General features: G+C 53.9%; 15 protein-coding genes and 3 tRNA genes. 17 read left to right on the top strand and 1 reads right to left on the bottom strand.

All coding sequences use genetic code 11. The features are described from left to right. Positions 1-15: 15 nt before the first annotated feature. From IE090_RS08335 to IE090_RS08310, 6 genes are all read left to right on the top strand, one after another. Positions 16-819, top strand: a complete 804-nt coding sequence (locus IE090_RS08335) for a TatD family hydrolase (RefSeq protein ID WP_189387904.1) — start codon at positions 16-18, stop codon at positions 817-819. Between the two features lie 108 nt (positions 820-927). Next, entirely contained in the window at positions 928-1,533 is a 606-nt protein-coding gene (locus IE090_RS08330) for a Yip1 family protein (protein ID WP_189387903.1), read from the top strand. A 167-nt stretch (positions 1,534-1,700) separates the two neighbouring features. Further along, on the top strand, positions 1,701-3,044 hold the full coding sequence (locus IE090_RS08325) for a DUF1329 domain-containing protein (RefSeq protein ID WP_189387902.1): 1,344 nt from the start codon (positions 1,701-1,703) through the stop codon (positions 3,042-3,044). A 65-nt stretch (positions 3,045-3,109) separates the two neighbouring features. Further along, positions 3,110-4,168, top strand: coding sequence for a murein transglycosylase domain-containing protein (locus tag IE090_RS08320; RefSeq protein ID WP_189387901.1), 1,059 nt, complete (start codon positions 3,110-3,112; stop codon positions 4,166-4,168). Continuing rightward, positions 4,159-4,824 carry a class I SAM-dependent methyltransferase gene (locus IE090_RS08315; RefSeq protein WP_189387900.1) on the top strand — a complete coding sequence of 222 codons (666 nt, stop codon included), beginning with the start codon at positions 4,159-4,161 and terminating at the stop codon, positions 4,822-4,824. The genes IE090_RS08320 and IE090_RS08315 overlap by 10 nt, the downstream gene beginning before the upstream one ends. 48 nt (positions 4,825-4,872) lie before the next feature. Continuing rightward, the gene (locus IE090_RS08310) at positions 4,873-5,328 is read left to right on the top strand and encodes a ferritin family protein (RefSeq protein ID WP_189387899.1); all 456 of its coding nucleotides are present in this window, start codon (positions 4,873-4,875) and stop codon (positions 5,326-5,328) included. A gap of 52 nt (positions 5,329-5,380) precedes the next feature. Here the strand turns inward: IE090_RS08310 and IE090_RS08305 are convergent, their stop codons facing one another. Beyond that, the gene (locus IE090_RS08305) at positions 5,381-6,430 is read right to left on the bottom strand and encodes an AraC family transcriptional regulator (protein ID WP_189387898.1); all 1,050 of its coding nucleotides are present in this window, start codon (positions 6,428-6,430) and stop codon (positions 5,381-5,383) included. A gap of 298 nt (positions 6,431-6,728) precedes the next feature. Here IE090_RS08305 and IE090_RS08300 point away from each other — a divergent pair. The 11 genes from IE090_RS08300 to recD all read left to right on the top strand — a co-directional run bounded on the left by IE090_RS08300 (position 6,729) and on the right by recD (position 26,480). Further along, positions 6,729-6,805, top strand: a tRNA-Met gene (locus IE090_RS08300). 45 nt (positions 6,806-6,850) lie between these two features. Next, positions 6,851-6,927: transfer RNA gene (locus IE090_RS08295), tRNA-Met, on the top strand. A gap of 178 nt (positions 6,928-7,105) precedes the next feature. Beyond that, positions 7,106-7,196: transfer RNA gene (locus IE090_RS08290), tRNA-Met, on the top strand. Positions 7,197-7,788: 592 nt separating this feature from the next. Next, complete coding sequence (locus IE090_RS08285) at positions 7,789-9,450, top strand: type I restriction-modification system subunit M (protein ID WP_189387897.1); 1,662 nt, start codon at positions 7,789-7,791, stop codon at positions 9,448-9,450. Continuing rightward, complete coding sequence (locus tag IE090_RS08280; protein WP_189387896.1) at positions 9,440-10,825, top strand: restriction endonuclease subunit S; 1,386 nt, start codon at positions 9,440-9,442, stop codon at positions 10,823-10,825. Before IE090_RS08285 ends, IE090_RS08280 begins: the two co-directional genes overlap by 11 nt. A 4-nt stretch (positions 10,826-10,829) precedes the next feature. Further along, positions 10,830-12,803 (top strand): RNA/DNA-binding domain-containing protein, encoded by a 1,974-nt coding sequence (locus tag IE090_RS08275; RefSeq protein WP_189387895.1) that lies wholly within the window; start codon positions 10,830-10,832, stop codon positions 12,801-12,803. 145 nt (positions 12,804-12,948) lie between these two features. Continuing rightward, the gene (locus IE090_RS08270; RefSeq protein ID WP_373296413.1) at positions 12,949-13,590 is read left to right on the top strand and encodes a DUF6933 domain-containing protein; all 642 of its coding nucleotides are present in this window, start codon (positions 12,949-12,951) and stop codon (positions 13,588-13,590) included. A 49-nt stretch (positions 13,591-13,639) separates the two neighbouring features. Next, positions 13,640-16,876, top strand: coding sequence for a type I restriction endonuclease subunit R (locus IE090_RS08265; RefSeq protein ID WP_189387893.1), 3,237 nt, complete (start codon positions 13,640-13,642; stop codon positions 16,874-16,876). A gap of 219 nt (positions 16,877-17,095) precedes the next feature. Further along, positions 17,096-20,695 (top strand): exodeoxyribonuclease V subunit gamma, encoded by a 3,600-nt coding sequence (gene recC / locus IE090_RS08260; protein ID WP_189387892.1) that lies wholly within the window; start codon positions 17,096-17,098, stop codon positions 20,693-20,695. Continuing rightward, positions 20,692-24,375, top strand: a complete 3,684-nt coding sequence (recB, locus tag IE090_RS08255; protein WP_189387891.1) for an exodeoxyribonuclease V subunit beta — start codon at positions 20,692-20,694, stop codon at positions 24,373-24,375. The genes recC and recB overlap by 4 nt, the downstream gene beginning before the upstream one ends. Continuing rightward, complete coding sequence (gene recD / locus IE090_RS08250; RefSeq protein WP_189387890.1) at positions 24,372-26,480, top strand: exodeoxyribonuclease V subunit alpha; 2,109 nt, start codon at positions 24,372-24,374, stop codon at positions 26,478-26,480. The genes recB and recD overlap by 4 nt, the downstream gene beginning before the upstream one ends. Positions 26,481-26,484 lie beyond the last annotated feature (4 nt).

Here is a 26,484-nt window from a genome sequence, read left to right as displayed (position 1 = left end):
ACGATCGGAGTTTTTATGCATAAATGGATTGATAGTCACTGTCATTATGACTTTGATGTCTTTTCTTCGGTGCGCCAGCAGCACTGGCAGTGGTGCCAGCAACAAGGCATACAGGCATTACTGATTCCTGGCATCACGCTGGCCCAAAGCCAGCGCTTGGCAGATTTCTGTCGGCATCAGCCGTGGCTCTGGAGTGTTGGCTTGCATCCGTATTTTATGGCGCAGCACAGGGCTGGCGAGGTTGAGCAGCTTGCCGGTTTGATTCGCCCCGGCTGCGTTGCGATCGGAGAGTTTGGGTTGGATTATGTTGTGGCTCGCTCTGACCATGAGCGTCACCTGCAATGGCAGTTGTTTGATCAGCAACTGGCACTGGCGCAGCAGCTGAAATTGCCGATTATTCTGCACGTACGCAAAGCCCATGACCAAGTCGCCCAGCGTTTGCGCCAGCGCCAGTTCAGTTATGGTGGTGTGGTACATGCGTTTACCGGCAGTGAGCAACAAGCCAAGGCTTACTTGGATTGTGGTCTGCATTTGGGCTTAGGGGGGGCGTTTACGCACGTACGCGCACAGCGTTTGCGACGTACGGTAAAAGCCTTACCGTTATCGGCGTGGTTGCTGGAGACGGACGCACCGGATATGGCACCAGCGTTTATACATCGCGATCAGTTGCCAGCCAATTCTCCGGCGATGATTCCTTTATATGGCCAGTTGCTAGCGCACCTAGTGTCGTTGCCATTGGCTCAGATTGCGCTGCAAACGACGGAGACTTTCGGCACCGTATTTGCGCAAAACCCGTTTGATATATCTGGATTAAATTAGCGGTACTGTTCTTATACAAGGTTGTTACAACAGAGCATCGTTACTTGGTGCTACGCCGCTAACCTACATACGCTGTCTGAAGGCTTATACATAATAAGGAGACTGCCTATGTTCGCCAATCACATGTTCGGCCTGCTATACCACCCGCGGGAGGAGTGGGATCAAATCAAACGTGAACGGCCTGGGTCCATCACTCAGGTATTCGTACGCAACCTGCTGTTTCTGGCGCTGATCCCGCCTGTATCCCTGCTAATTGGGACAACCCAAATGGGGTGGAGCATTGCAGGTGGCGACGTGGTCAAACTGACCATGAGCAGTGCCATTCCCATGGCAGTCGCTTTTTACTTTGCCTTGCTGGTGGGTGTCGCCTTCGTTTCATATTGCACTTTCTGGATGGAGCGAACGTTTGGCGTCAGCGCCAGCTTTGAACGCTGTCTGATTTTTACCATTTATACCTCCACCCCCATGTTCTTATCGGGCTTTATTGGCTTGGTACCCATCTTGTGGTTGGACGTGTTAGTAGTATTAGCGGCAGCCAGCTACAGCATTTATTTGCTCTACAGTGGTATACCGATCTTTATGGATATACCGGAAGAGCGCGGTTTTATTTTCGCCAGCTCGATCGTTACCGTAGGGTTGTGTGCCTTGGTGGGTTGCATGGCCATTACTGTGATTCTTTGGGGCATGGGGATTGCGCCATCTTTTATTGGTTAGCAACGGCTCAGTTGGAGTACCGCGCACTGCGCGGTATTTTTTTGTACGCTCGTAACTAATGAGTAAACAGAAATACACTGTGTATCTATTTGTAATAGTTGGTTGATCAAATTTTCGTCAGCCTATAGTCTTATGCGCCTTTTTGATCACACGAGCGATAATAATAAATGCGTGCATGGTGGAAAGTATTAGCGGCTGGTTTGATAACCAGTACGGCGATGGCGGATGTCAGTCCAGCAGATGCCCAGCGTCTTGGTAAAGAGCTGACCCCAGTAGGGGCTGAAATGATGGGTAACGGCGATGATATACCGGCTTGGCGTGGCGGTTTGGCGAAAGATGAAAACCATGAGCCAGGTTCCTTTCATGCTGACCCATTCGCGGATGATAAGCCTAAGTTCCGTATCACAGGCGATAATTGGCAAGAGCATCAGGATCGCTTATCCGCTGGCCAAATCGCGTTATTGCAACGCTTCCCTAATTTTTATTTGAATGTTTATCCCACCCGCCGCAGTGCGTCTTACCCAGATTACGTTTATGACGCCATTAAGCACAACGCCACTCGCGCTGAGTTGCTGGAGTTCGGCTCGGGCGTACGTAACGCGTTGATGACATCGCCGTTCCCGCTGCCGCAGTCGGGGCAAGAGGTGTTGTGGAACCATACTTTGCGTTTTCGTGGTCATGCGATGCGGTTTGAAGCCGTGGCGACCTCCATTACCGAAGGCGGCGCGCGCATGGATGTATTGCGCGATTATCAGTACTACGTGCGTTACAGCGAAGTAGGGTTAAAGCCGGAGGAGTTGGATAACAAAATTTTCTTCCTCAAGCGCAAAACCCTAGCGCCGGGTCAAATGGCGGGTCGCATTACCTTGGTGCATGAAACCTTGGATCAAATTCGCTCACCGCGTAAATCTTGGATCTATGTACCCGGGCAGCGTCGCTTACGCCGCACGCCTGATTTGGCCTACGACACTGCGGATGTCAACACCAACTCGATTCGTACCATCGACCAAGTCGATATGTTTAACGGTGCGCCGGACTACTACGACTGGACCTTGGTCGGCAAACAGGAGTTGTATGTGCCCTATAACGCCTATCGAGTGCATCAAAACGATCTTTCATTGGATGACATCGTCGGCGATGACCATATCAATCCACAGTTGCTGCGCTATGAAGCGCACCGAGTGTGGGTGGTGGAGGCTGATTTGCGCATTGGCTATCGCCACCGCTATGCCAAGCGTCGCTACTATGTTGATGAAGACTCTTGGTCGATTTTGTACGCCGAAGAATACGATCAAGAAGGGCAGCTGTGGCAAGTCACCGAAGCACATACCATCAACTTCTACGATGTACCTATGGTATATCCGACCTTGGAAGTGACCTACGATTTACAAAGCGGTCGCTACTACGCCGAAGGGTTGGATAACGAGCGCCCCTCGACGCTAGATTTCAGCGAGCGCTTGAGCCCGCGCGATTTCTCTACCAGTGCTGTGCGCCGCGAGGCTAAGCGCTGAACGCCTCTGGCTTAGGGGCTCTGCGCCGTGCATACTGCCGGCGCTAGCCATAGGAGAATTGCACAGTGCGTTGGCTTTGTTTGGGTTGGTTGCTGATCAGTCCATTGTTGTACGCAGCCAAGCTGCCAGAAAACTTTGAGCAACTCGACGCCGACGTTCAGGCCGTCATTCTCGAATATCTGTTTTTTTCTGAACAAGCCGATCAGGTCTGGGGTGACGATTTTGCCACCTCCGATCGCTATCGGCTGGTCAAATACCTAGATAACTATCACACCCGCGTTACCATCGACTTTGCTGGCGGCCGTATTCGTGTCGAGCAACGCGGCGGCGAGCAGCCGGTGGCTGCACTGCAACACGCCATTGTGGCGACCTTGCTAACGCCTGCCGACCCCAATCAAGTGGACCTCTACACCGCCGCCGATATGGGCTTAACCGGCAAGCCATTTCTGGCTGGGCGGGTTAAAGACTTTGATGGCCAAGATATTCTGTATCGCTGGCGCGCCAATCGCTTTGCTGAGCAGTTGCTCAGCCGCTCGTTGCAACAGTCGGGCGGTCGCTACTGGGTAGATATCGCCATGGTCAATAACTACCTTAACGCCGGTGCGCGTCAGTATTGGCCCTTGGTGCAGGCGGCGGCAGACAAATATCAAGTATCACCGGCATTAATTTTGGCCATTATGGAAACCGAAAGCAGCTTTAACCCGCTGGCAGTGTCACCGGTGCGTGCCTACGGCCTGATGCAGGTGATGCGCAAAACCGCCGGGCGTGATGTGTTCCAGCGCGTCTATGGTCGTGACGATACCCCCAGTCGCAACTTTTTATTTGATCCAGCAAATAACATTGATGTCGGGACTGCGTATTTGTCGGTGCTGCGCGATGTTTATCTCAAAGATATTCGCGGTTGGCGAAAGCGCCAGTATTGTATGATCGCTGCCTACAACGGCGGTGCCGGAAATCTGTTTCGTACCTTCAGCCGTGACCGCAAGCGTGCCATTGCGCGCATCAATGCCATGTCAGCACAGCAGGTGTACAACACCATTGTCAGCAGTCATCGCAGTGGCGAAACTCGGCGCTATTTAAAGAAAGTAACCGCCAAACAGCAAAAATATTCGGCATGGAAATAACTCAATCTAACGCCTGGCAGGCATTGCAACAGCAGCTGTGGCTGCCTGGTGCTGAGCTCAAACTGACGCCTATTCCCGCCACTGATGTGCAGCTGGCCTTGTTGACGCTGGCGGATCCGCAAATGCAGCTGGACAGCCAAGCGATTCAAGCTTGGTGGCAAAACTTGCCTTATTGGGCGTTCGCGTGGGCCGGTGGCCAAGCCCTAGCGCGTTATTTACGGCAGCAGTCGCTGCACGGCAAAACGGTGCTCGACTTTGGTTGTGGCTCGGGCCTGGCGGGTATTGCTGCCGCCAAGGCTGGCGCTCGTGTCTACGTGCTGGATTCAGACCCTCAAGCTTTGGTTGCTGCTGAGGTAAATGCGCAACTCAACCAAGTCGAGGTCATGCCTTTGTCTTCGCTGCAGCAGGCACCAAACATCGATATGGTGCTGGCCGCTGATGTGCTGTACGACATCAGCAGCAATGTTGATTTGCGCCGGTGGTTGCAGCGAGTGCCTAGCTGGCTATTGGCTGAAAGCGAACAGATTGTTGGTCGTTATTCGCAGCTCCCCGAACTGCAACGCTTGCAGCAAGAGATTGTGTCCACCTTGCCCGTGCTGGGCGATTTCGATCAACAGTTGGAAATATGCATCTATCGGTGTCAAGTCAATGACTGACGGCTTACAGCGGCTAAACTGAAGCTAAACCGGTAGAGGAACAGGCAAATGAGCTACGCCACCGTAAAGGATGTGCTGGAGTACAGCCGCAAACTGCATGAGCACGCCAGCAACTTGTACCAACAATTACGCGATCAAACCCAACGCGATCGCGTCGACATGATGCTCAAGCTGTTATCGCAACATGAAGACGGCCTAGCAGAGGCCATGGCACGCATTTGCAGCAACACGGCCCAACGCGTACTGGAGGAGTGGCACCAGTTTGAGCCTGGCTCCATCAGCGAGGCTTTACATGAATGCCGTGAGTGTCACCCAGACATGAGCGTGGACGAGCTGTCGGCCATTGCCCTGCGCATTGACGATTACTTAATCAACTTGTATCGCTACATGGCCAGCGAAGCAACCAGTGATGCATCAAGGCAGTTGTTTGATGGCTTGGTGCAGCTGTTAGAAAATGAGAAAGTACGAACCGTGCGGGCAGCGTTATCAGTCAATGACTGGTAGCGAAAACAGCCATAAAAAAAGCAGAGCCTCGGCTCTGCTTTTTTTATGGGCGCTAACTGGCCTCCAGAATGCGCTCGCTGGGCTGGCTGTGCTGACGTCGCCGGTAAGCGGCGGGGGTTTCTCCCGTCCACTGCTTAAAGGCACGTTCGAAGCCTCGGCGATCAGAAAAGCCCAACTCCATCGCCAACTGCTGCACATCGGTACTGGTGGTGGCCAACGCTTGACGGGCTTTTTTCAGCCGCACGTCTTTTACCAAGGTTGAGAACTGGCAATCCTCCTCCTGTAAGCGGCGGGTTAGCGTGCGGCTACTGGTACTGAGCAAGTCGGCCACAGCGTCTTTGGTCATAGGAAGGTTTTCTGGCCAGTGATGCAATATGTAGAGAACTCGCCGGCTAAAACTCTGGTAGCTCGTGAAGCGCTCCAATGCCTGTTCTGCTTGCTCTCGCAGCTCATTAAACAACGCCGGATTACCATAATAAAGTGGGCTGTCAATATGCTTGCTGCTAAAACTGATCCAGTTCTGTGACTGCTCAAACTGGACGGGTAGGCCAAAAAAGTCATGTAGGCGCTGACCGTGGCCAGGCTCATTGGCGGTAAAGCCGACGCCGTTAAGGCGGTAATATTTTCCACCTAACGCCCGTCCTAGCGCATGGATGCCACTGGCAATGAGCTCGGCCCGTGCGGCATTGCCGTTGCTGGTGCCCGGTGACACATAAAACACGACCTTAATGAGCTCATGGCCAGTAAATATATCCGGCGCCCGCGAGTCGCTGATGAGCGAGTAATAGCGTCGCAAGATCGTTAACGCCTCGCGTGCTGTTTGGCAGTTGCTGAGCAAAAAGCCCAACAGCTCAAAGTTACGAATGTCGAGCTGGCGCCCAATCTGCATGCCAATGGCGGGATCATCTAGCCACTTGCACAAATGCTCTAATAGGCGATCAAACTGGTGAATGGGAATGCGTTGCCCTGGCGTGAGAATCAGGTCAGCATTTAATTCAATGCTACGGAGTAGCTCACTACCGGACAGCCCGCGGCTCTCTAGCGCATCAAATAATGGCCTGAGCACCGCCGTCGTCATGGAGGACGTTGGATGTGGACTCATAGTGCTGCTTCTAGTTGTTTGTTGTTGTTATTTTCAGCGCCGCCAAATGCGAACGCAGTGAACAAATGGCTGGCTATGACCAACCTGAGCTGACGTTTGCCACTGGCAGTGTGCAACATCGGCTCAATTCACCCTATGACCATAACCTATCACCACCTTGAGTGGCTGTGCTACCCGAAGGTCAGACTTTTTTAGCGAAACTTGGTTGGCTAACGAGCGTTCGAGATAAAAATCTAAAAGAAACAATTAATTAGGGTTGACACCCCAAGGGGTATCACCTAATATGCGCAGCCTCAGACGCGGGGTGGAGCAGCCTGGTAGCTCGTCGGGCTCATAACCCGAAGGTCGTCGGTTCGAATCCGGCCCCCGCAACCAACATCTTACTGCTCGAGTTGTTGTGTTGTCTGAGGTAAAAAATGACGCGGGGTGGAGCAGCCTGGTAGCTCGTCGGGCTCATAACCCGAAGGTCGTCGGTTCGAATCCGGCCCCCGCAACCATTTTTGCAGATATAAAGAATCCTAAAGGCTCGCTACTCATCTAGCGGGCCTTTTTTGTTTTCGCCGACCTACGGTCGTCGCAGGATGGCCTGCCCAACTGGGCGCCCCCGTTCCAATCCGGCCCCCGCAACCAACATCTTACTGCTCGAGTTGTTGTGTTGTCTGAGGTAAAAAATGACGCGGGGTGGAGCAGCCTGGTAGCTCGTCGGGCTCATAACCCGAAGGTCGTCGAGCTGGGCGCCCCCGTTCGAATCCGGCCCCCGCAACCATTTTTGCAGATATAAAGAATCCTAAAGGCTCGCTACTTATCTAGCGGGCCTTTTTTGTTTTCGCCGACCTACGGTCGTCGCAGGATGGCCTGCCCAACTGGGCGCCCCCGTTCCAATCCGGCCCCCGCAACCATTTTTACGAATTCTAAAGGCTCGCTACTTATCTAGCGGGCCTTTTTTGTTTTCGCCGACCCACGGTCGTCGCAGGATGGCCTGCCCAACTGGGCGCCCCCGTTCGAATCCGGCCCCAGCAACCAATTTCCAAAGCAACCAGCTATGCGTTGTGTGCCTGCAACTTACCCGTCAGCACTGTTGAACCAGTAGCTGCCTGCACCGATTGTGCGCATTCGAGTGTGCCGTTTATCGCTACCGTAGCCCTTAGCTCTGGCGGTGGTTTTTGATTACAATGCTGTCAATATTTCAGCGCCATGCTGGCTATGTAATCGGCAGCTAGGGCTGTGGCAGTTCGCCGCTATACTGGCGCCGGCGATCGGCCACCCGGCTCTGCTAGGGCTGAGTATTATGTATCGGCCTGAGCGCGACACAACATTGAAGGCGTGGGCACTGCCCCACGACAACGAAGGAAACACCCATGGCACGTAAGCCTGCTGACAAGAAAAAAACCGCCGCAAGCAAACAAGAAAAAAGCTTTGAGCAAACCCTGTGGGCCACCGCCGACAAACTGCGCGGCTCGGTGGAGTCGTCCGAATACAAGCACGTGGTGCTGTCGCTGATCTTCCTAAAATTTATCAGCGACAAGTTCGAGCAGCGCAAGCAGCAGATGATCGACGAAGGGCAGGGCGATTACGTCGATATGGTCGAATTTTACACCATGGCCAACACCTTCTACCTGCCAGAAGATGCGCGTTGGGATTTCATCGCCAAACACGCTAAGCAGGACGACATCGCCGTTAAAATAGACACCGCCCTGCACACCATCGAAAAGAACAACAAAGCCCTGCGCGGCGCACTGCCAGATAACTACTTCTCACGCTTAGGGCTGGAGGCCAACAAACTCGCGGCCTTGATCGACGCCATCAACAATATCGATACCATCGTCAGTGAACAGGTAGCCGCTGGCAGCGCAGGTGAAAAGAGCGGTAGGTCGGCAAAGGCCGCGGCAGAAGAGGACATCGTCGGGCGCGTGTACGAATACTTTCTCGGCAACTTTGCCGCCACCGAAGGCAAAGGCGGTGGCGAGTTCTACACGCCCAAGTGCGTGGTCAACCTGCTGGCGGAAATGATCGAACCCTATCACGGCAAAATCTACGACCCCTGTTGTGGCTCCGGCGGTATGTTCGTGCAGTCGGTCAAATTTGTTGAAAACCATCAGGGCAACAAAAAAGACATCTCCATCTACGGCCAGGAACAAACCAGTACCACCTACAAGCTGGCCAAGATGAACCTCGCGATTCGCGGCATCAGCGCCAATCTCGGCGACGTGCCCGCCGACACCTTTTTTAAAGACCAGCACCCAGACTTAAAAGCCGACTTCATCATCGCCAACCCACCGTTTAACTTAAAAGCATGGCGCGGCCCAGATGAACTCACCGACGACCCACGCTGGGCCGGTTTTGAGACCCCACCCACCGGCAACGCCAACTACGGCTGGATACTGCACATGATCAGCAAGCTCAGCGACAACGGCGTCGCGGGCTTTGTACTGGCCAACGGCTCCATGAGCACCAACACCAAAGGCGAAGGTGAGATACGCAAACAGATCATTGAAAACGACCTGGTCGACTGCATGATCGCCCTGCCGGGGCAGCTGTTCTACACCACCCAGATCCCTGTGTGCCTGTGGTTCTTAACCAAAAACAAAAAAGCCCAGACCTTTAGCGACGGGCGCAAACAACACCGCAACCGAGAAGGCGAAACCCTGTTTATCGACGCCCGCAATATGGGCAGCATGATCAGCCGTATTCATAAAGAACTGACCTTTGATGATATCGCCACCATCGCCAACACCTACCATGCGTGGCGGGGTGAGCCTGTTGTTGCAGACGATGGGGAGCAAGGTTATGCAGACGTTGCTGGTTTTTGTAAAAGTGCCACCCTCGATGACATCAAAGCCAACGATTATGTATTAACGCCGGGCCGCTACGTCGGCGCGGCTGAAATCGAAGACGACGGCGAACTGTTTGAAGAAAAAATGCAGCAACTCACCCAAACCCTGTTTCAGCAGATGCGTGACGCGCAGGAACTGGATGCCGTGATTAAACAGAACCTAAAGGGGCTGGGTTATGGGGAGTGAGTGGAAGAATATTCCTCTCGGAGATCTGATAACCCTGCAACGGGGACATGATCTTCCATCTCAAGATCGTGAAGACGGTGATGTTCCAATCATGGGTTCATCTGGTCTTACTGGCTATCATTCGCAGGCGAAATGTGAAGGCCCAGGGGTAGTCGTGGGGCGGAGTGGAAATTCGATGGGCGTAGTTAGCTTCTGTGAAGTTGATTACTGGCCTTTAAATACGGCTTTATATATCACAGACTTTAAGGGTAACGATCCTCGATACATTTACTACCTTTTGTCGTTAATTGACTTCGATAAATTCGATTCTGGTAGTGCTCAAAAGTCTTTAAATAGAAATGCTGTTTATCCATACGAAGTTTGGGCTACAGATAATAAGGATGAACAAAAATCTATTGGTCAATTGCTGGAAGCATACGAGAAAAAAATCGCCCTAAACCGCCAGATTAATACCACCCTCGAATCCATGGCGCAGGCATTATTTAAAAGCTGGTTTGTGGATTTTGATCCAGTGATCGACAACGCCCTGGCCGCCGGAAACGAAATTCCGGACGCCTTGCAAAAAAGAGCCGCGGCCAGACGCGAAGCGCTGCACCAGCAGACCAACAAAACCACAGGGGCCAAAGGCGCCTCCGGCTCAGAACAGGCCCTGCTAAACGGCCGCCTGCCAGCCGAGATACAACAACTCTTCCCGGATCGTTTTGTTTTTACCGAAGAAATGGGCTGGGTGCCGGAAGGGTGGGAGGTGAAAAAACTTGGCGACTTTGCCGAAAAAATCTCAAAAGGTACAACTCCCTCTAAAGCTGTTTTAGAGCAGGCCACCGGGGATAATTCAATTCCATTTATTAAGGTTAAAGACCTCGATGACTTCGGAGATATTAAACTCGATAGTCTAGAGATGATACCGGACAGCGTTCATGCTGGGGCTTTGAAGAGATCGATACTTAAAGTGAACGACGTGCTTTTTTCAATTGCTGGAACGATTGGACGAGTCGCAATTGTCCCTTCGCATTTACATAACTCAAACACAAATCAGGCAGTAGCATTTGTTAGGCCAGAAAAGCAAAGTATGGGGGCGTACATTACGATGCTTTTGAGATCGGAACAGATTCAGGGTCTCGTTAATTCTCGAATTGTACAAGCTGTTCAAGCTAATTTCAGTTTGACAGAGTTGGCTGGTATTCCTGTGTTGGATGCTGGCACCCCTATATTTGATCAATGGCATGAACAGTCAAAGGCTTGGTTCTCGGCGATTGCGTTAAACAGAGACTCTTCAGTCTGCTTAAGTAACCTCCGCGACTCCCTGCTCCCCAAACTCCTATCCGGCCAGATCACCATCTCGGACGCCGAGCAACAACTGGCTGAGGTGTTGTAAACCTATGATTGAAATCACCAATCTCAATGATATTACCGCTCTGCGCGAAACCGCTGAAATAGAGTGCAAGTTGGCTGCGGGTAAAGATGGCAAGGGTGAGTTACCTAAGGACTTCTGGGGCAGTTACAGTGCGTTTGCCAACAGCGGTGGCGGCGATGTGTTGCTGGGGTTGGAGGAAAAAGCCACAGGCTTTGTTGTTGGTGGTATCGCACAGGTCGACAGAGTTCTGGATAATCTCTGGAATCTGGTTAATAACCCGCAAAAAGCCAGTGTGAACCTGCTGCGTGAGTCTGACGTTCAGGTGATCGACATAGATGGCAAGCAAATCATACGTGTCCATGTTCTGGCGGCTCCGCGCAGACTGCGCCCCGTGTATGTTGGTGGGAATCCTGTTACGGGTACTTTCAAACGTAATCATAGTGGCGACTACGTTTGTGATGCAGAAAGCGTTCGCCGCATGATGGCTGAGCAGGTTGAAGACAGTCGCGATATTGAAATTTTGTTTCACTACGGACTGGACGACCTTGATGCCGACACATTTAAAGCTTACAGGCAGTTGTATGCTGCTTTACAACCTGACCACCCGTGGAATGAGGCTAATACTCGCGATTTTCTGCGTAATATCGGCGCTTGGCGGATAGACCGTGAAACTGGTCGAGAAGGACTTACTCGAGCTGGCTTACTGATGTTTGGGCAGTTGCCGTCGATTCAGGAGTGCTTCCCAAATTACATGCTCGATTATCAAGAGCGTCCTGAGGCAACAACTGAAGCGCGCTGGATAGATCGCTTAACGTTAGATGGCAGTTGGTCGGGTAATCTGTTTGACTTCTACCGTCGGATAATCAAAAAACTGACCAATGACCTGAAAGTTCCGTTTGCATTGGATGGCGCAATTCGTCAGGACAATTCGCCGGTACATCAGGCATTGCGTGAAGCTCTGATCAACACGCTTGTGCACGCCGATTACACCGGCCGTGCCTCGATATTGGTGGTTAAGCGTCCTGATATGTTCGGTTTTCGTAACCCCGGCCTGATGCGTGTACCTCAGGAGCTTGCGGTTCAAGGCGGTGATAGTGATTGCCGTAATCGGCTGATTCATCAGATGTTTCGTTATGTTGGCTTGGGTGAGCAGGCGGGCTCCGGTGTTCCGAAAATATACCGAGGGTGGGATAGCCAGCACTGGCGAGCACCCTTCTTGTACGAGAAAGAACTTCCATCTGAGCAGACGTTGTTAGAGTTGCGTATGCTGGATCTGCTACCAGCTGGGGTGGTTGAAAATCTACATACGATGTTTGGCGATGACTTTGATGAGTTATCGCATCTTGAGCGCCTGATTCTGGCAACGGCCTTGACTGAGCAGATGGTTACTCACCGTCGTATGGCAGAGATAACGACAGAGCACGCTCACGATCTGACGATGGCCTTTCAGGCTCTGAGTAAGCGTGAGTTTCTTGTTACTCATGGCCGTGGACGAGGGACTGTATATCATTTGCCGGGGCAAAACAGGCCGACTCCGGAGCAGGTCTTTGGAGAGCGTGTGGTTCCTGAAGGGAGTCAAATGTCCGGAGCTAGCAGAGCTAACTCCGGACCTTCTGCTGCAAGCTCCGGACATATGGCCGAAAGCTCCGGACATAAGACCCGAGACAGTGAAGGGTGCTTACTTGTGGATGGCTTGAGCAGACCTCTGATTGATAACATCGATCTGCTGACTCCGGATCTTAGAGATAAGTTACTGGCAATGGCGGTGGATGCCAGAGAAAGTCGGCGACTGGCTACCGATTCCATGGCGGAAATTATTCTGGCGTTATGTAAGGAGTACTTCCTGACCCTGCCAGTATTGTGTGAATTGGTAGGTCGGAAACCTGATCCTTTGCGTAAGAATTCACTCAGACCGCTTATTAAAGATGGAAAGCTGGTTCTTGCGTTTCCTCATACACCAACAAACCCTCATCAGGCTTATACCGTAAACGATGAGTAGCCAATACAGTAACTTGTAAGGATTACTCGCAAGTTCGCTATGACGAAGGCTTGCTGGTTGTTGATTCAGTTGTCCGGAATATCCGGACAGTTGTCGCAAATATTGCGACAACTCAATTTGGTGAGTTAGCGGAGTAGATAAAAACATGATCCAGATACACGCCACCCAAAAACTACTCGCCAAACTGCCTGCCCAGACGAAACTTGGGCCAGAGGACATTTTGACAGCTCCGCAAAGTAAGCTGGGCAGTTGGCACGCTAATTTGCTGACCATTCAGCGCCGCAACTGTCTGCTGTTTGTGCACGATCAGACGCGCTTGTCGGTATTTATTCCGGCGTTAACCAAACCAGATTTCGCCAAAATAACCTGGTTTTTTGGCGATGCGCTGATGAATACCTTGCTGAAATGCGGTGCCACACCCGAGCAACTGGATACCGCCGCCGCATGGCTGCAGCCGTTGGCGTTTGTCGGCGGTACCGATCGCTCAGTGCTGGGCACGCTGAACCAGCTTGGCCAAGACATTGACCACATGCTTTATGTTGATTCGCGGAGCGTGGCAGAGATGGCGGGGTATGCTCTGAGTGCGTCGTTGGCCGAGCGCCCCTGTCATGTAAAAGGGCAACAGGATGACGTCTGGCCGAGGGATGCGTTTCTTGAGTTGCTCGATTGCTTGAGCGCAGAGGTCGCCCCGCATGCCGGCCAGACAGATGGCCAGCGGCCACTGTCAGGTTCCCTATCCGAGCCCAAAGCAGACAATGTGGTAACGTTAGACCGCTTTAGAAAATGAAGTAAGTATCAGTAAAGAAGTAACAGCAACGTAGCAACAGAGGCAGGGAATGAGCTTTACCGAGTCCAGACTGGAACAGGCATTTATCGAGTTACTCGCAGGGCAGGGTTACCCGCATGTTTTGGGCAGCGCGATCGACCGCGCCCCGCATGAGGTGCTGATTAAAGAGGATTTGCGCGCTTACTTAAACAAACGCTATCAGGCCGACGGCATTACCGAGGCGGAAATCCTTTCTGTGATTAACCGTCTTGACCGCATGTCTGCTGCTGACCTGTACGACTCGAACCGTAGCATTCATAAGCTGGTGGCCGATGGCTTTTTGCTGAAGCGCGAAGATCGCAGCAAAAAAGACCTCTATGTTCAACTCATCGACTATGCCGGCTTGCCGGAGCAGCGCCCCCCTGAAGAGGGCGAAGTCGAGTCGATTGCTGCCAGTGCCCCTGAGCATCAGGTGGCTAACAATAGCGCTGCTTACGGCACCATCAATATCTATAAGCTGGTAAACCAGCTTGAAATTGAAGGTAAAGAAAAGCGCATTCCCGATGCCATTCTGTATATCAACGGCTTGCCGCTGGTGGTGTTTGAGTTTAAGAGCGCCATTCGCCCCGAGGCGACGATTCACGATGCCTACGTTCAGCTGACCACCCGCTATGCCCGTGATATTCCGGAGCTGATGAAGTACAACGCGCTATGTGTCATCAGCGATGGTGTGAACTCGCGCATGGGCTCATTGTTTGCGCCGTATGAGTTTTATTACACTTGGCGCAAAGTTAGGGGCGACGAAACCATCGAGCAGGAGGGCATTAACTCGCTGCATACCATGATTGAGGGGTTGTTTGATCACACCCGCCTGCGTGAGGTGATCCGCCATTTTATTTTCTTCCCCGATACCTCAAAACGACAGGAAAAAATCGTTTGTCGTTATCCGCAGTTTTATGCCGCCAATAAGCTGTACCAGAATATTTTGCGCCACCGTAAACCCGAGGGTGACGGTAAAGGCGGCACCTACTTTGGCGCAACGGGCTGTGGCAAAAGCTACACCATGCTGTTTTTGACTCGGCTGCTGATGAAAAGCGTCGATTTTGAAAGCCCCACCATTGTGTTGATTACCGATCGTACCGATTTGGATGATCAGCTCTCGGGCCAGTTTACCGGCGCTAAGGTTTATATCGGCGATCAGCATGTGATCAGTGTTGAAAGCCGCACGCATTTGCGTGAGCTGTTAAAAGGCCGCAACAGTGGCGGAGTGTTCCTCACTACGATTCATAAGTTTACCGAAGATACCGAGTTGCTGACCGAGCGCAGCAACGTGATCTGTATTTCTGATGAAGCGCACCGCAGCCAGATCAACCTTGAGCAGAAGGTACGCATCACCGAGAAGGGCGTAAAACGCACGTTTGGCTTTGCCAAGTATCTGCACGACTCATTGCCCAACGCCACCTTTGTGGGCTTTACCGGTACACCGATTGACGCCACGCTGGATGTGTTTGGTGAAGTCGTCGACAGCTACACCATGACCGAGTCGGTCAAAGACGAAATCACGGTGCGTATTGTGTATGAAGGCCGTGCCGCTAAGGTCGTGCTGGATAATGACAAGCTGCAAGATATCGAAGACTATTACAGCGACTGTGCCGATCAAGGCGCCAGCGACTACCAGATTGAAGAAAGCAAAAAAGCCAGCGCTAATATGAGCGCGATTCTCGGTGATCCAGATCGTATAAAAGCGCTGGCGATCGACTTTGTGCATCACTACGAACAGCGTGTGGCCGAAGGTGCGACCTTAAAAGGTAAAGCCATGTTTGTGTGCAGCAGCCGCGAGATTGCTTACCGCTTCTGGCAGGAGGTTGTTGCGTTACGCCCGCAGTGGAATGAAGTGTTGGCGGCCGAAGAGGGCAGTGAGTTAACGGAAGAAGAACAGAAGGCCATCACGCCGATGGAGCGGATCAAGATGATCATGACCCGCGGCAAAGATGACCCAGCAGAACTCTATGAGATGTTGGGCACACAGGAATACCGTAAAAAACTCGACCTCCAGTTTAAGAAGGCCAAATCCAATTTTAAAATCGCCATTGTGGTGGATATGTGGCTGACCGGCTTTGATGTGCCGTTTCTCGATACCATCTACATCGACAAGCCGATTCAGCGTCATAACCTGATTCAGACCATTTCGCGGGTAAACCGCAAATTCGAAGGCAAAGAAAAGGGCCTTGTTGTCGACTACATCGGCATCAAAAAGCAGATGAATCTGGCGCTGGCACACTACAACAAAGCCGATCAGCAAAACTTTGAAGAAATCGCCCAGTCGGTGATTGTGGTGAAAGACCACATTGACCTACTGAATAAGCTTTTTCACGGTTTTGATACCACACCTTACTTCAGCGGCAGTCCATTGGAGCAGCTGCACTGCCTGAACCGGGCGGCAGAATATGTACAGCTAACGGAAAAGCTCGAAAAGCGCTTTATGGCGCTGGTAAAACGCTTGAAGGCGGCTTTTGATATTTGCAGTGGCTCTGAAGCCATTACTCAGGACGACCGCGACCGCATTCACTTCTACCTTGCGGTACGCTCTATCGTGTTTAAGCTCACCAAAGGTAATGCGCCGGATACCGCGCAGATGAATGCTCGCGTGCGTGAAATGATCGCCGAAGCGCTAAAAGCCGACGGCGTGGAAGAAATCTTTAAAATGGGCGAAGGGAACGAAGGTGAAGTCGATATCTTCGATGATGACTACTTAGCCCGTATCGAAAAAATTAAACTGCCGAATACCCGCATAAAATTACTGCAGCAGTTACTCGCCCGGGCGATTGAAGACTTTAAAAAGGTCAATAAAACTCAGGGCATGAACTTCAGTGAAAAATTCTGCAAGCTGGTAGAAAACTACAACGAGCGTAATGAAGACAGCGTACTGGTCAGTGATGTGCTTGAGGACTTCTCTGAAGAATTGGTCGACCTGCTGCAAGCGCTGAAAAAAGAGAAGGCGTCATTTGCTGATCTCGGCATCGATCTAGAAGAAAAAGCCTTCTATGACATTTTGCTTAAACTTGCCCACAAATACGATTTCACCTACCCGGAAGACAAGCTATTAACACTGGCACAGGCCGTCAAAGAACTGGTGGACGACAAAGCCAGATTTACCGATTGGGACCAGCGCGAAGACATCAAGGCAGAACTGAAAGTGGGGCTGATTCTGCTGCTGGCTAAGCACGGCTATCCACCGGTGGATAAAGATGAAGTGTACAAAGAGATTTTTGAACAGGCAGAGAACTTTAAGCGCTTCAGGGCGTAGGGGGCTCTGAGTAACTCTGCCACCCTCGCCTTACGGGGAGCGCCAGCTCTGTAGCGCTGATTTTTGCTGTAGCTGGCCAGAGCGGTAAATCGACTTAGCCCTGTGGCGACCCAGAGCGGGCACCGAGTTATTCAGAGATGCCGTAAATCACTCTTTATTCGCCAGCACTAGGGTAATTTGCGGTACTCTTTACGTTTTGCGGCAACACATTTTGCACCTATGTTTGATCATTCTCATATCACGCCCGGTTTTCATGTTATTCACGCCAATCATTTGGAGGATTTGCGTCAGGCGGTGGTGCATTTGTGCCGTCAAAGCCCGATGCCGCCGCTGCACAATGAGACGTTTCTGGTGCAGAGTAACGGCATCGCCCAATGGCTAAAGCTGGCGCTGGCGGAAAACACTGAGGAGAGCGCGCGAGGCGGTTTGGGCATTGCGGCGGGCATGGAGTTTTTGTTTCCGGCGCGCTTTATTTGGCAGGCTTATCGCGCGGTGTTGCCCGTAGGTGAGGTGCCTGAGCAATCGCCGTTTGATAAGCCCAGGCTGGTGTGGCGTTTATTTCGTTTATTGCCATCTTTGCTCGATCAGGACGATGCCTTTAAGCCTTTGGCGCGCTTTGTGGATGGGCCGGAGCCACAGCTGCGCACTTTTCAACTAGCGGAAAAAATTGCCGATTTATTCGACCAGTATCAAGTGTTTCGTGCCGATTGGTTAGCGGCCTGGGAGCAGGCGCGTGACGTGCTAATCAGTGCGCGTGGCGAAGAGCGCAAATTGCCGGAGGATCAGCGCTGGCAGTCGCTGCTGTGGCGCGCTTTGGTCGAGGACGTTGGCCGTGCTGGTCGCACCAGTCGAGCGCACATTCACACGCGCTTTATGCAGCAGGGCCGTGTTATGCAACAGCCCGCCGATGCCAGCCGGTTGCCGCGCCGCATTGTGGTGTTTGGTGTGTCGTCGCTGCCGCGCCAGGCGCTGGAGGCGCTGTCGGTGCTCAGCCGCTTCAGCCAAATTGTGCTGTGTGTTCACAACCCGTGTCAGTATTTTTGGGCAGACATCATCAGCGATCGAGAGCTATTAAAAGCGGAGCGCAAACGTGGCCTGACGCATCCGGTATTAGGGGCGCTAGGAGAAGACGATGCTTTGCACCAGCATGCCAACCCATTGCTGGCGGCTTGGGGCAAGCAAGGGCGCGATTACATTCGCCTGTTGGATGAATTTGATGAGCCTGAAAGCTACCAGAGCACGCTGCCCATACCGGAGCACAAAATTGATATTTTTCGCCCCCATGGTAAGGAAGATGTACCGCAGCTGTTGCATCAACTGCAAAACGACATTTTAGAGCTGACGCCGCTGGCAGAAATTCGTGCCCAGCAGCGCCGCTGGCATGGCGAGCAGGATCAATCCTTGGTGCTGCACAGCGCCCACAGTGCGCAGCGTGAAGTGGAAATTCTGCACGATCAACTGCTGGCGGCGTTTAATGCCGATGCCACGCTGCGGCCGCGCGATGTGATTGTCATGGTGCCCGACATCAACGCCTACGCGGCTGCTATTGAAGCCGTGTTTGGCCAGCATGCGCCAGGCTCCATGCGCCATATTCCGTTCACCATTTCTGACCAGGGCCAGCGCCACCATCAACCTCTATTGATTGCGCTGGAAGCGCTATTATCGCTGCCACGCCATCGCTTTGCTGCCAGCGACATGATTAGCCTGTTGGAAGTACCCGCCTTGCGGCAGCGTTTTGATATTGAAGAAGATGAGCTGCCGCTGCTGCGCCGCTGGGTGGCCGGTGCTCAGATTCGCTGGGGGTTAAGCGCCGATCAGCGCCAGCAGCTAGAACTGCCGGCCGGGCTGGCGCGCAACACCTGGCATTCTGGCTTGCGCAGTATGCTGCTGGGTTATGGCTTGGGTGACGACGACAGCTGGGCAGGCATTGAGCCCTACAGCGAAGTGGCTGGGCTGCAGGCCAGCTTGGCAGGGCGGTTGGACGCCTTTGTACAGGCGTTGCAGCACGCTTGGCAGCAGTTGCAGCAGCAGCTTACGCCGCCGCAATGGCATCAGTGCTTGGCGCAGCTGGTACAGGATTTTTTCCTGGCCGTTGAGCTAGAAGACCAGCGTCTGGTTGGGCGTTTCTTACAGCAGTTAGAGCAATGGCTACAGGACTGCGACAGTGCCGCTTTGAGTGAGCAAGCGCTGCCCTTGGACGTGGTCAAAGATGTGCTGCTCGATGGCCTGGATGAAGGCGGTCTCAATCAGCGCTTTCTGGCCGGTAAAGTGAACTTTGCGACGTTAATGCCGATGCGTGCCATTCCATTTCGGCGGGTGTGCTTACTGGGCATGAATGACGGCGATTATCCGCGTTCGCGCCCACCGGTAGACTTTGACCTGATGGCGCAGGATTACCGCCCCGGTGACCGCTCACGCCGCGAAGACGACCGCTATTTGTTTTTAGAAGCCATGCTTTCGGCCCGCGAGCAGCTGTATATCAGCTGGGTCGGGCGCAGCATTCGTGATGACTCTGAGCGCCCGCCATCGGTCTTGTTGGCGCAGCTGTTAGATCACCTAGACAGCCACTGGCAGCCTGACGGGCAGTCTGAACAGGGCGCTGAGTTGCTCAGCCAGCAGCTGATTCAGCAGCACCCGCTGCAGCCTTTTAGCCGTGATTATTTCCCTGTTGCCAATGCCGACCTGAGTGCTCAGCCCAACCCAGCGGCGACGGTGTTGGCACAGCGGCGGCTGTTTACTTACCAACACGAGTGGCGAGCCGCGCACGGCTATCAAGCCAGCACCGAAGCCGCGCCGGCACTGCCCAAGCTTGAGCGCCAGGAGCCGCTGAGTTTGGGAGAGCTGGCTAATTTTCTAAAACGCCCGATCGAGAGCTTTTTTCAGCATCGCTTGCAGGTAAGGTTTGCTGGCGTGGAGGTTGATGAAAGTGACGTCGAAACTTTTGCCTTAAATGGCTTGCAGCGCTGGCAGCTGGATCAGCAGTTGATTGAGCAAGTCATTGTCAAAGCCGCAGACGGAGCCGACTTTGAGCAGCGTCTAGAGCATTGCTTGCAGCGCATGGCGGGCCGTGGCCAGTTGGGTATGGGCAGCACCGAGCCGCAATTGCGTGAGCAGCTGGCGGCGCGCATGCCGAACATCTTTGGTCGCTATCGCCAGTTATGCGAGCAGTACCCCCATCTGGAGGAGTCGCGCACGGTGACTTGGCCGCCCAGTGCTGGCACTGAGGTCGAGCTGGCGGATGTGATCACCGGGGTTCGCTACAACGACCAAGGGCAGCGCTGTCGTGTGGTGATTGCGCGCGGCAGCCTGTTAAGCGGTACTGGCAGCAATGCCAAAGTGCGCTACGGCAACCTGCTGCATGATTGGCTGGTGCATTTGCTGTGTCAGCTGCAGGGGGAAGTCACCAGCTGCATTATTGGCAAGGAAGAGGACCGCAACATTCAACTGCCACCGCTACCGCTCAAATGGGTGAACAGCTATTTGCGCCAGCTGTTAGATGGCTTTGCCATGGGTTTGAGTCGCCCCTTGCCGGTTCACAGTGATGCGGCGTTTGCCTGGATCAACAGCTACCACAAAAAGGGCAAATACCAACGCAACTCCGAACGTGCGTTAGAGCAGGCCCAGGCCGTTTATGACATGGCGTTACAGCGAGATCTGGGCTACTTGCGCGCCAGCTACCCGCAGGCCTTGCCGGAAGCTGAGTTTGCTGAACTGGCAGAAACTTTGTATTTGCCGCTGTGGCAGCTGGAACAAGGGCTGCAACCCGGGCCCGTTACGCCGTTGACCATGCCGTTAAGCGGTCAGGAGAATGACGCATGAGCACACCGCAACCACTTAATCCGCTGACGCTGCCCCTGCATGGCCAAACCTTGATCGAAGCCAGTGCTGGTACAGGCAAGACCTTTACCATTGCGCTTCTGTACGTGCGTTTGGTGCTGGGCCATGGCCAGCCATCCAACAGTGCCTTGGCCGATGGCTTGCTGCCGCCTAACTTGCTGGTGGTGACCTTTACCGATGCTGCCACCAAAGAGCTGCGCGACCGCATTCGCAGCCGTTTAACCCAGGCCGCTGCGGTGTTCAGTGAAGCGGCCCCGGAGCCAACACCGGCCACCGAGTTGCTCTATCAATTACGCGATCAATACTACCCTGATCCGGCCAGCTGGCCGGGCTGTCAGCAAAAGCTATTGTTGGCGGCGGAGTGGATGGACGAAGCAGCGGTATCGACCATTCACGGTTGGTGTCATCGCATGCTCAGTGAGCACGCCTTCGACAGTGGCAGCTTGTTTCATTTGCGCCTAGAAACCGACCTCAGCGATTTGCTCGAGCAAGCGGTACAAGATTATTGGCGCACCTTTGTTTACCCGCTCGCGCCTTCGGCCATGCGGGTATGGCTGCAATACTGGCAACATCCAGAGGCATTGCAGGTCAGCGTGAAATCGCTGCTGGCCAAGCCTTTGCCTGCGCCAGAGGCGGACTCGCTCAGCGCCATCTTGCAGCAGCAAGCACAGGCGTTGCAGGCCCAAGTCGATGCTTTAAAAGCGTACCCTTGGCAGCAATGGCAAGGCGAGGTGAGCGACCTGCTAGCCGATCTACACCAACAAAAGCGTCTGCACGGCGGCAGTAAAAACGCCATGCTCAATGTGTGGGAAGACTTGGTCGCCTGGGCCCAAGGTGAGGAGATGCTGCCGCCGAAATTGGAGCGCGCCGGCTTTGGTCATCAAACCCCCGACGGCCTAGCGATAAAGGTCAAAGGCGAGCTGCCCGAGCACCCGGCTTTTAATGCCATCGATGAGCTGTTGGCGTTTGCCAACAATATGCCCGATGCGCGCCCGGCGCTGTTGAGCCACGCCTGCGCTTGGCTTAAACAACGGCTAGAGCAGGAAAAACAACAGCGCGCTGCCATGGGCTTTGATGACTTGCTCACCCGTCTGGATGATGCTCTGCAAGGGCCGCGAGGTGAGCAGCTAGCCGCCACTATTCGACGCCAGTTCCCGGTCGCCTTAATCGATGAGTTCCAAGACACCGATCCAGTGCAGTATCGGATTTTTGCCAAGGTATATGGCCAGCAAGAAGGCACTGGCTTGCTGATGATTGGTGACCCCAAGCAGGCGATTTATGGCTTTCGCGGCGCCGATATTTTCACCTACTTAAAAGCCCGCCAAAGTGCCGCGGGCAGCACCTACACTCTGGCGACCAATTACCGCTCTGCCAGTGCCATGGTGGACGCCACCAACCAGTTGTTTCAGCAAGCAGATGAACAGTGCGAGCACGGCGCGTTTTTATTTGGCCAAGGCGCCAGCTCTGAGCTGCCATTTCAACCGGTATTGGCTCACGGCAGTGCGCGCAGTTGGCGCATTGACGGCCACACGCAGCCCAGTCTGACGGTGTGGCAGCAGCTCAGTGACAGCGACAAAGCGTTAAACAAAGGCGAGGTACAGCAGGCGTTGGCGCTGAGTTGCGCCAGCGAAGTCGCCCGCTTGCTGATCTTAGGCCAGCAGCACAAGGCGGGGTTTCAGGCCGATGCTGACAGCGGCCAAGCGTTACAACCGCTGCAGCCACAGGACATTGCCATCTTGGTCAATAACCGCAGTGAAGCACACAGCGTGCGTCAGGCGTTGCAGACTTACGGCGTGAAAAGTGTGTATTTATCCGATCGTGACTCGGTGCTGACCACGGTTGAAGCATTGGATCTGCTCAGTTGGCTGTCGGCCTGTGCCGAGCCCCAGCGGTTGTCAGCATTGCGTGCAGCGTTAGCGACGCCAACCTTAGGGCTGAGCTTGCAGCAGTTGGATGCCTTGTTGACCGATGAACAAGTGTTAGAAGCAACCATAGAGCGCTTTATTGGCTATCAGCGGCAATGGCAGCGTCATGGCGTGTTGCCCATGCTGCGCAGTCTGCTCATGGATTACGACGTGGCAGCCAAGTTGCTGGCCAGCGACGACGGCGAACGACGCTTGACCGATATTCTGCATTTGGCCGAGCTGCTGCAGCAAGACAGCCAGCAACTCGACGGCGAGCATGCGCTGCTGCACCACTACCGGCAACTGCTGCAGCAGGCCGACAGTGAAGACGAGCACCGCATATTGCGCTTGGAAAGCGATGCCAGTCTGGTGAAGGTGGTTACGGTGCATAAATCCAAAGGGTTGGAATACCCCTTGGTGTTTTTGCCGTTTGCTTGCCAGGCGCGGCCGCTGCGCGATAAGGCGAGTTTTGTGCAATATCACGATCAGCAGCGGCAATTGCAGCTGCGCCTGCAACCAACTGACGACGACATCGAACGTGCAGATCAGGAACGTTTGGGCGAAGACATTCGCAAACTGTACGTTGCGCTCACGCGGGCGCGCTACGCCACATGGGTCGGTGCTGCGGAAGTGAAAGACTGGCAACACAGCGCCCTTGGCTATTTGCTGGGCCAGCCGCAACGCCTTGGTGAGGGGTTGGAGGCGCTACAGGATGCGCCGTTGGAAGGTGCGCCACACATACGAGTGGAAGATTTACCTTCTCCTGGTGATCACGTTTATCGACCACAACACAGTGAGGCACTGGGGCCAGCACTAACCTCACGACGCTCGGCGCGAGAAGACTGGTGGATTGCCAGCTACTCCGCGCTGGAATACACCGCCATGGCGGGCACTGGGCGGATATTTCGCCCCGAGTTGGAAGACCCTCACAGTCAAAACTTATTGCTGGACGATGGCGATCATTCGTTGGAATCCACTTCACCTGCACCAAAGGGGCTTGGTCATGCGTTTGTGCGTGGCGCCAGCGCCGGTACGTTTTTACACGACATTCTCGAGTGGTGTGCAGGTCAGGGGTTTGAGCACGTTGTAAAGCAGCCTGAGCTGCTGGCGGCACAGTTGCAGCGCCGTTGCGCCAGTCGCGGCTGGCAAGCTTGGCAGCCCATGTTAGAGCGTTGGCTGCCGGCGGTGTTGCAAACGCCGTTGCCGTTGCCACAAGGTGCGGTGAGCTTAGCCGAGTTGCAGCATTATCAAGCGGAAATGGAGTTTTGGTTCGCCAGTGAGCAAGTGGCGCTGAGCGCCCTAGACGACTGGGTGGTACAGCACACATTGAATCAGGCGGACAGGCCTCGCATTCGCCCAGGTCAGTTAAACGGCATGCTAAAGGGCTTTATTGATTTGGTGTTCGAGCACGACGGGCGTTTTTATGTGCTGGATTACAAATCCAACTATTTGGGTGAAGACGACAACGCCTACAGCGCACAAGCCATGGGCGAAATGATTTTAACCAAACGCTACGACCTGCAATACATGCTGTATTTATTGGCCTTGCATCGGTTATTGCAGGCGCGCCTGCCAGATTATGACTATGACCGTCATATCGGTGGCGCTGTGTATTTATTTTTGCGTGGTGTTCAGGCACCGACCGCGGGCGTCTTTGCAGACAAACCCGCGCGTCAAGTCATTGAACAGCTGGATGCGTTGTTTATGGGAGATGAAACAGCCGTTACACAGGCTACGACTGGGGAGAAGCTTTCGTGAGCGAGCAGTTAGATTTATTGGATTCCCGCCCAGTCGATGAGCTAGCAGATGCGCACACCCTGTTGGCTGTGCTGCAGCAATGGCAGCAAGTTGGTTGGCTGAGGCCGTTGGACGTCGGCTTTGCGCGTTTGATCGCCGAGTTGGCGCAAGAGCAGGGGCTGGCGGCTGAGCCTGTGGTCATGCTGCTGGCGGCCTTGGTTTCCCATCAGGTTGGTCGGGGCCATGTTTGCATGGATTTGGCGGAGTTGTTGCAACACAGTCAAGCGGCGCTGGATTTGCCCCCGCAAGAGGGCGCAGCTGAGGTGGAGTCTTTGCTCTGCCCGGCGGAGTTGTTGGCCAAGGTATCCTTGTCGCATTGCTTAGAGGCGTTGCAAGCCTCACCGCTGGTGTCGGATGGCAGTGCGGTCGCGCCTTTAGTGCTGCAGCAGCGGCGTTTGTATTTACGCCGTTTATGGCGTTATGAGCAGCACATTGCCCGTGCCATTCGCCTGCGTTTGGCTCCGCGACCCGAGCTGGAAAGTGCCACCAGTCCGCAATCGCAAGCGTTGGCTGAGGCGTTGGCGCAGTTGTTTCCCGACAGCCAAGACGGCGCTACCGATTATCAGAAGCTGGCCTGTGCGCTGGCGGCCCGCAGCCGCTTTGCGGTCATCACAGGCGGGCCAGGGACCGGCAAAACCACCACAGTGGTCAAGCTGCTGGCGGCGCTGCAAAAGCTGGCCGCCGGTCAGCAACAAAGCTATCGCATTCGCCTAGCAGCACCGACGGGCAAAGCCGCAGCGCGTTTAAATGAGTCCATTGCCGGCGCGGTCAGTGGTTTGCAAGTAAAGGAAACCCTAGGCATCGATGCGGACGTGATTCCAACTCAGGTAACAACATTGCATCGACTGTTAGGCAGCCGACCGGACACCCGTCAGTTCCGTCATCATCAAGACAACCCGCTGCCGTTGGACATATTGGTCATTGATGAAGCCTCCATGGTCGATGTCGATTTAATGGCGGCGGTGATGGCGGCGTTGCCGCCCCATGCCCAGCTGATTTTGTTGGGTGATAAAGATCAGTTGGCATCGGTGGATGCTGGCGCCGTATTGGGTGAGCTGTGCCAGCGTGCGGTGGGTGCTCACTATCGCTCTGATACAGTGGATTGGCTGCAAGCCGTTACGGCTCAGTCGATAGATCAAACATTAGTGGATGATCAAGGTACAGCGTTAGATCAAGCCGTGGCCATGTTGCGGGTGAGCTACCGCTTTCGCAGCGACAGTGGTATTCGCGAGCTTGCCCAAATGGTCAATGCTGGCGAAGTTGATGACGCCATTTTGCAGCGCTGTCGCCAAGGTTATGCCGACGTGACCTGGCTAACCCTAGTGCCTGAGTTGGAAGCCGCGCAGCACCAGTTAGCTCAGCATGCGCTGGTGGGTAGCCCTGAGCGCTTTGACGCCACGGCTACCAATACGCCGGTTGGCTATCAGTACTATTTAACCTTGCTGCAGCAGCATGGTTTAAGCGCCAACGACTCGACTACTGCTTGGAAGGCGTTAGGGCTCGATGTTTTAAATGCTTTTGCTCGGTTCCAAGTGCTGTGTGCCCTGCGCCAAGGCCCTTGGGGAGTGGAGGGCTTGAATCAAACCATCGCCGAGCAGCTGCAGCGACGTGGCCTGATTGAGCGCAGTGACGGTTGGTACTCTGGTCGTCCGGTGCTGATCACCGCCAATGATTACAACCTGGGGTTAATGAATGGCGATGTCGGCATTGCCATGAGGGTGCCAGTTAAAAGCGGCGGTGATACGCAAGCATCCTTAGCTTTGCGTGTCGTGTTTGCGGATGGCCAGGGAGGTGTGCGTTGGATTTCACCCAGTCGCTTACAGCAACTGGAAACCGTATTTGCCATGACGGTGCATAAATCTCAGGGTTCTGAATTTGATCATACCTGTTTGGTTTTGCCGGATCGCATCAGTCCGGTATTGAGCAAAGAGCTGATCTACACCGGCATTACCCGGGCCAAACATTGGTTCAGTTTGGTGACCGCCAACGATGCGGTGGTGAAGCAAGCCATTGCTCAGCGGGTTCAGCGTGCCTCTGGCTTGCGTGACGCCATTCAGCAAAGCTGAATAG

The sequence above is a fragment of the Bacterioplanes sanyensis genome (assembly GCF_014652515.1).
In the GTDB taxonomy this organism is placed as follows: domain Bacteria; phylum Pseudomonadota; class Gammaproteobacteria; order Pseudomonadales; family Oceanobacteraceae; genus Bacterioplanes; species Bacterioplanes sanyensis.
Note: the sequence above shows the minus strand (reverse complement) of the source record. Positions and strands in the feature narration are given on the sequence as shown.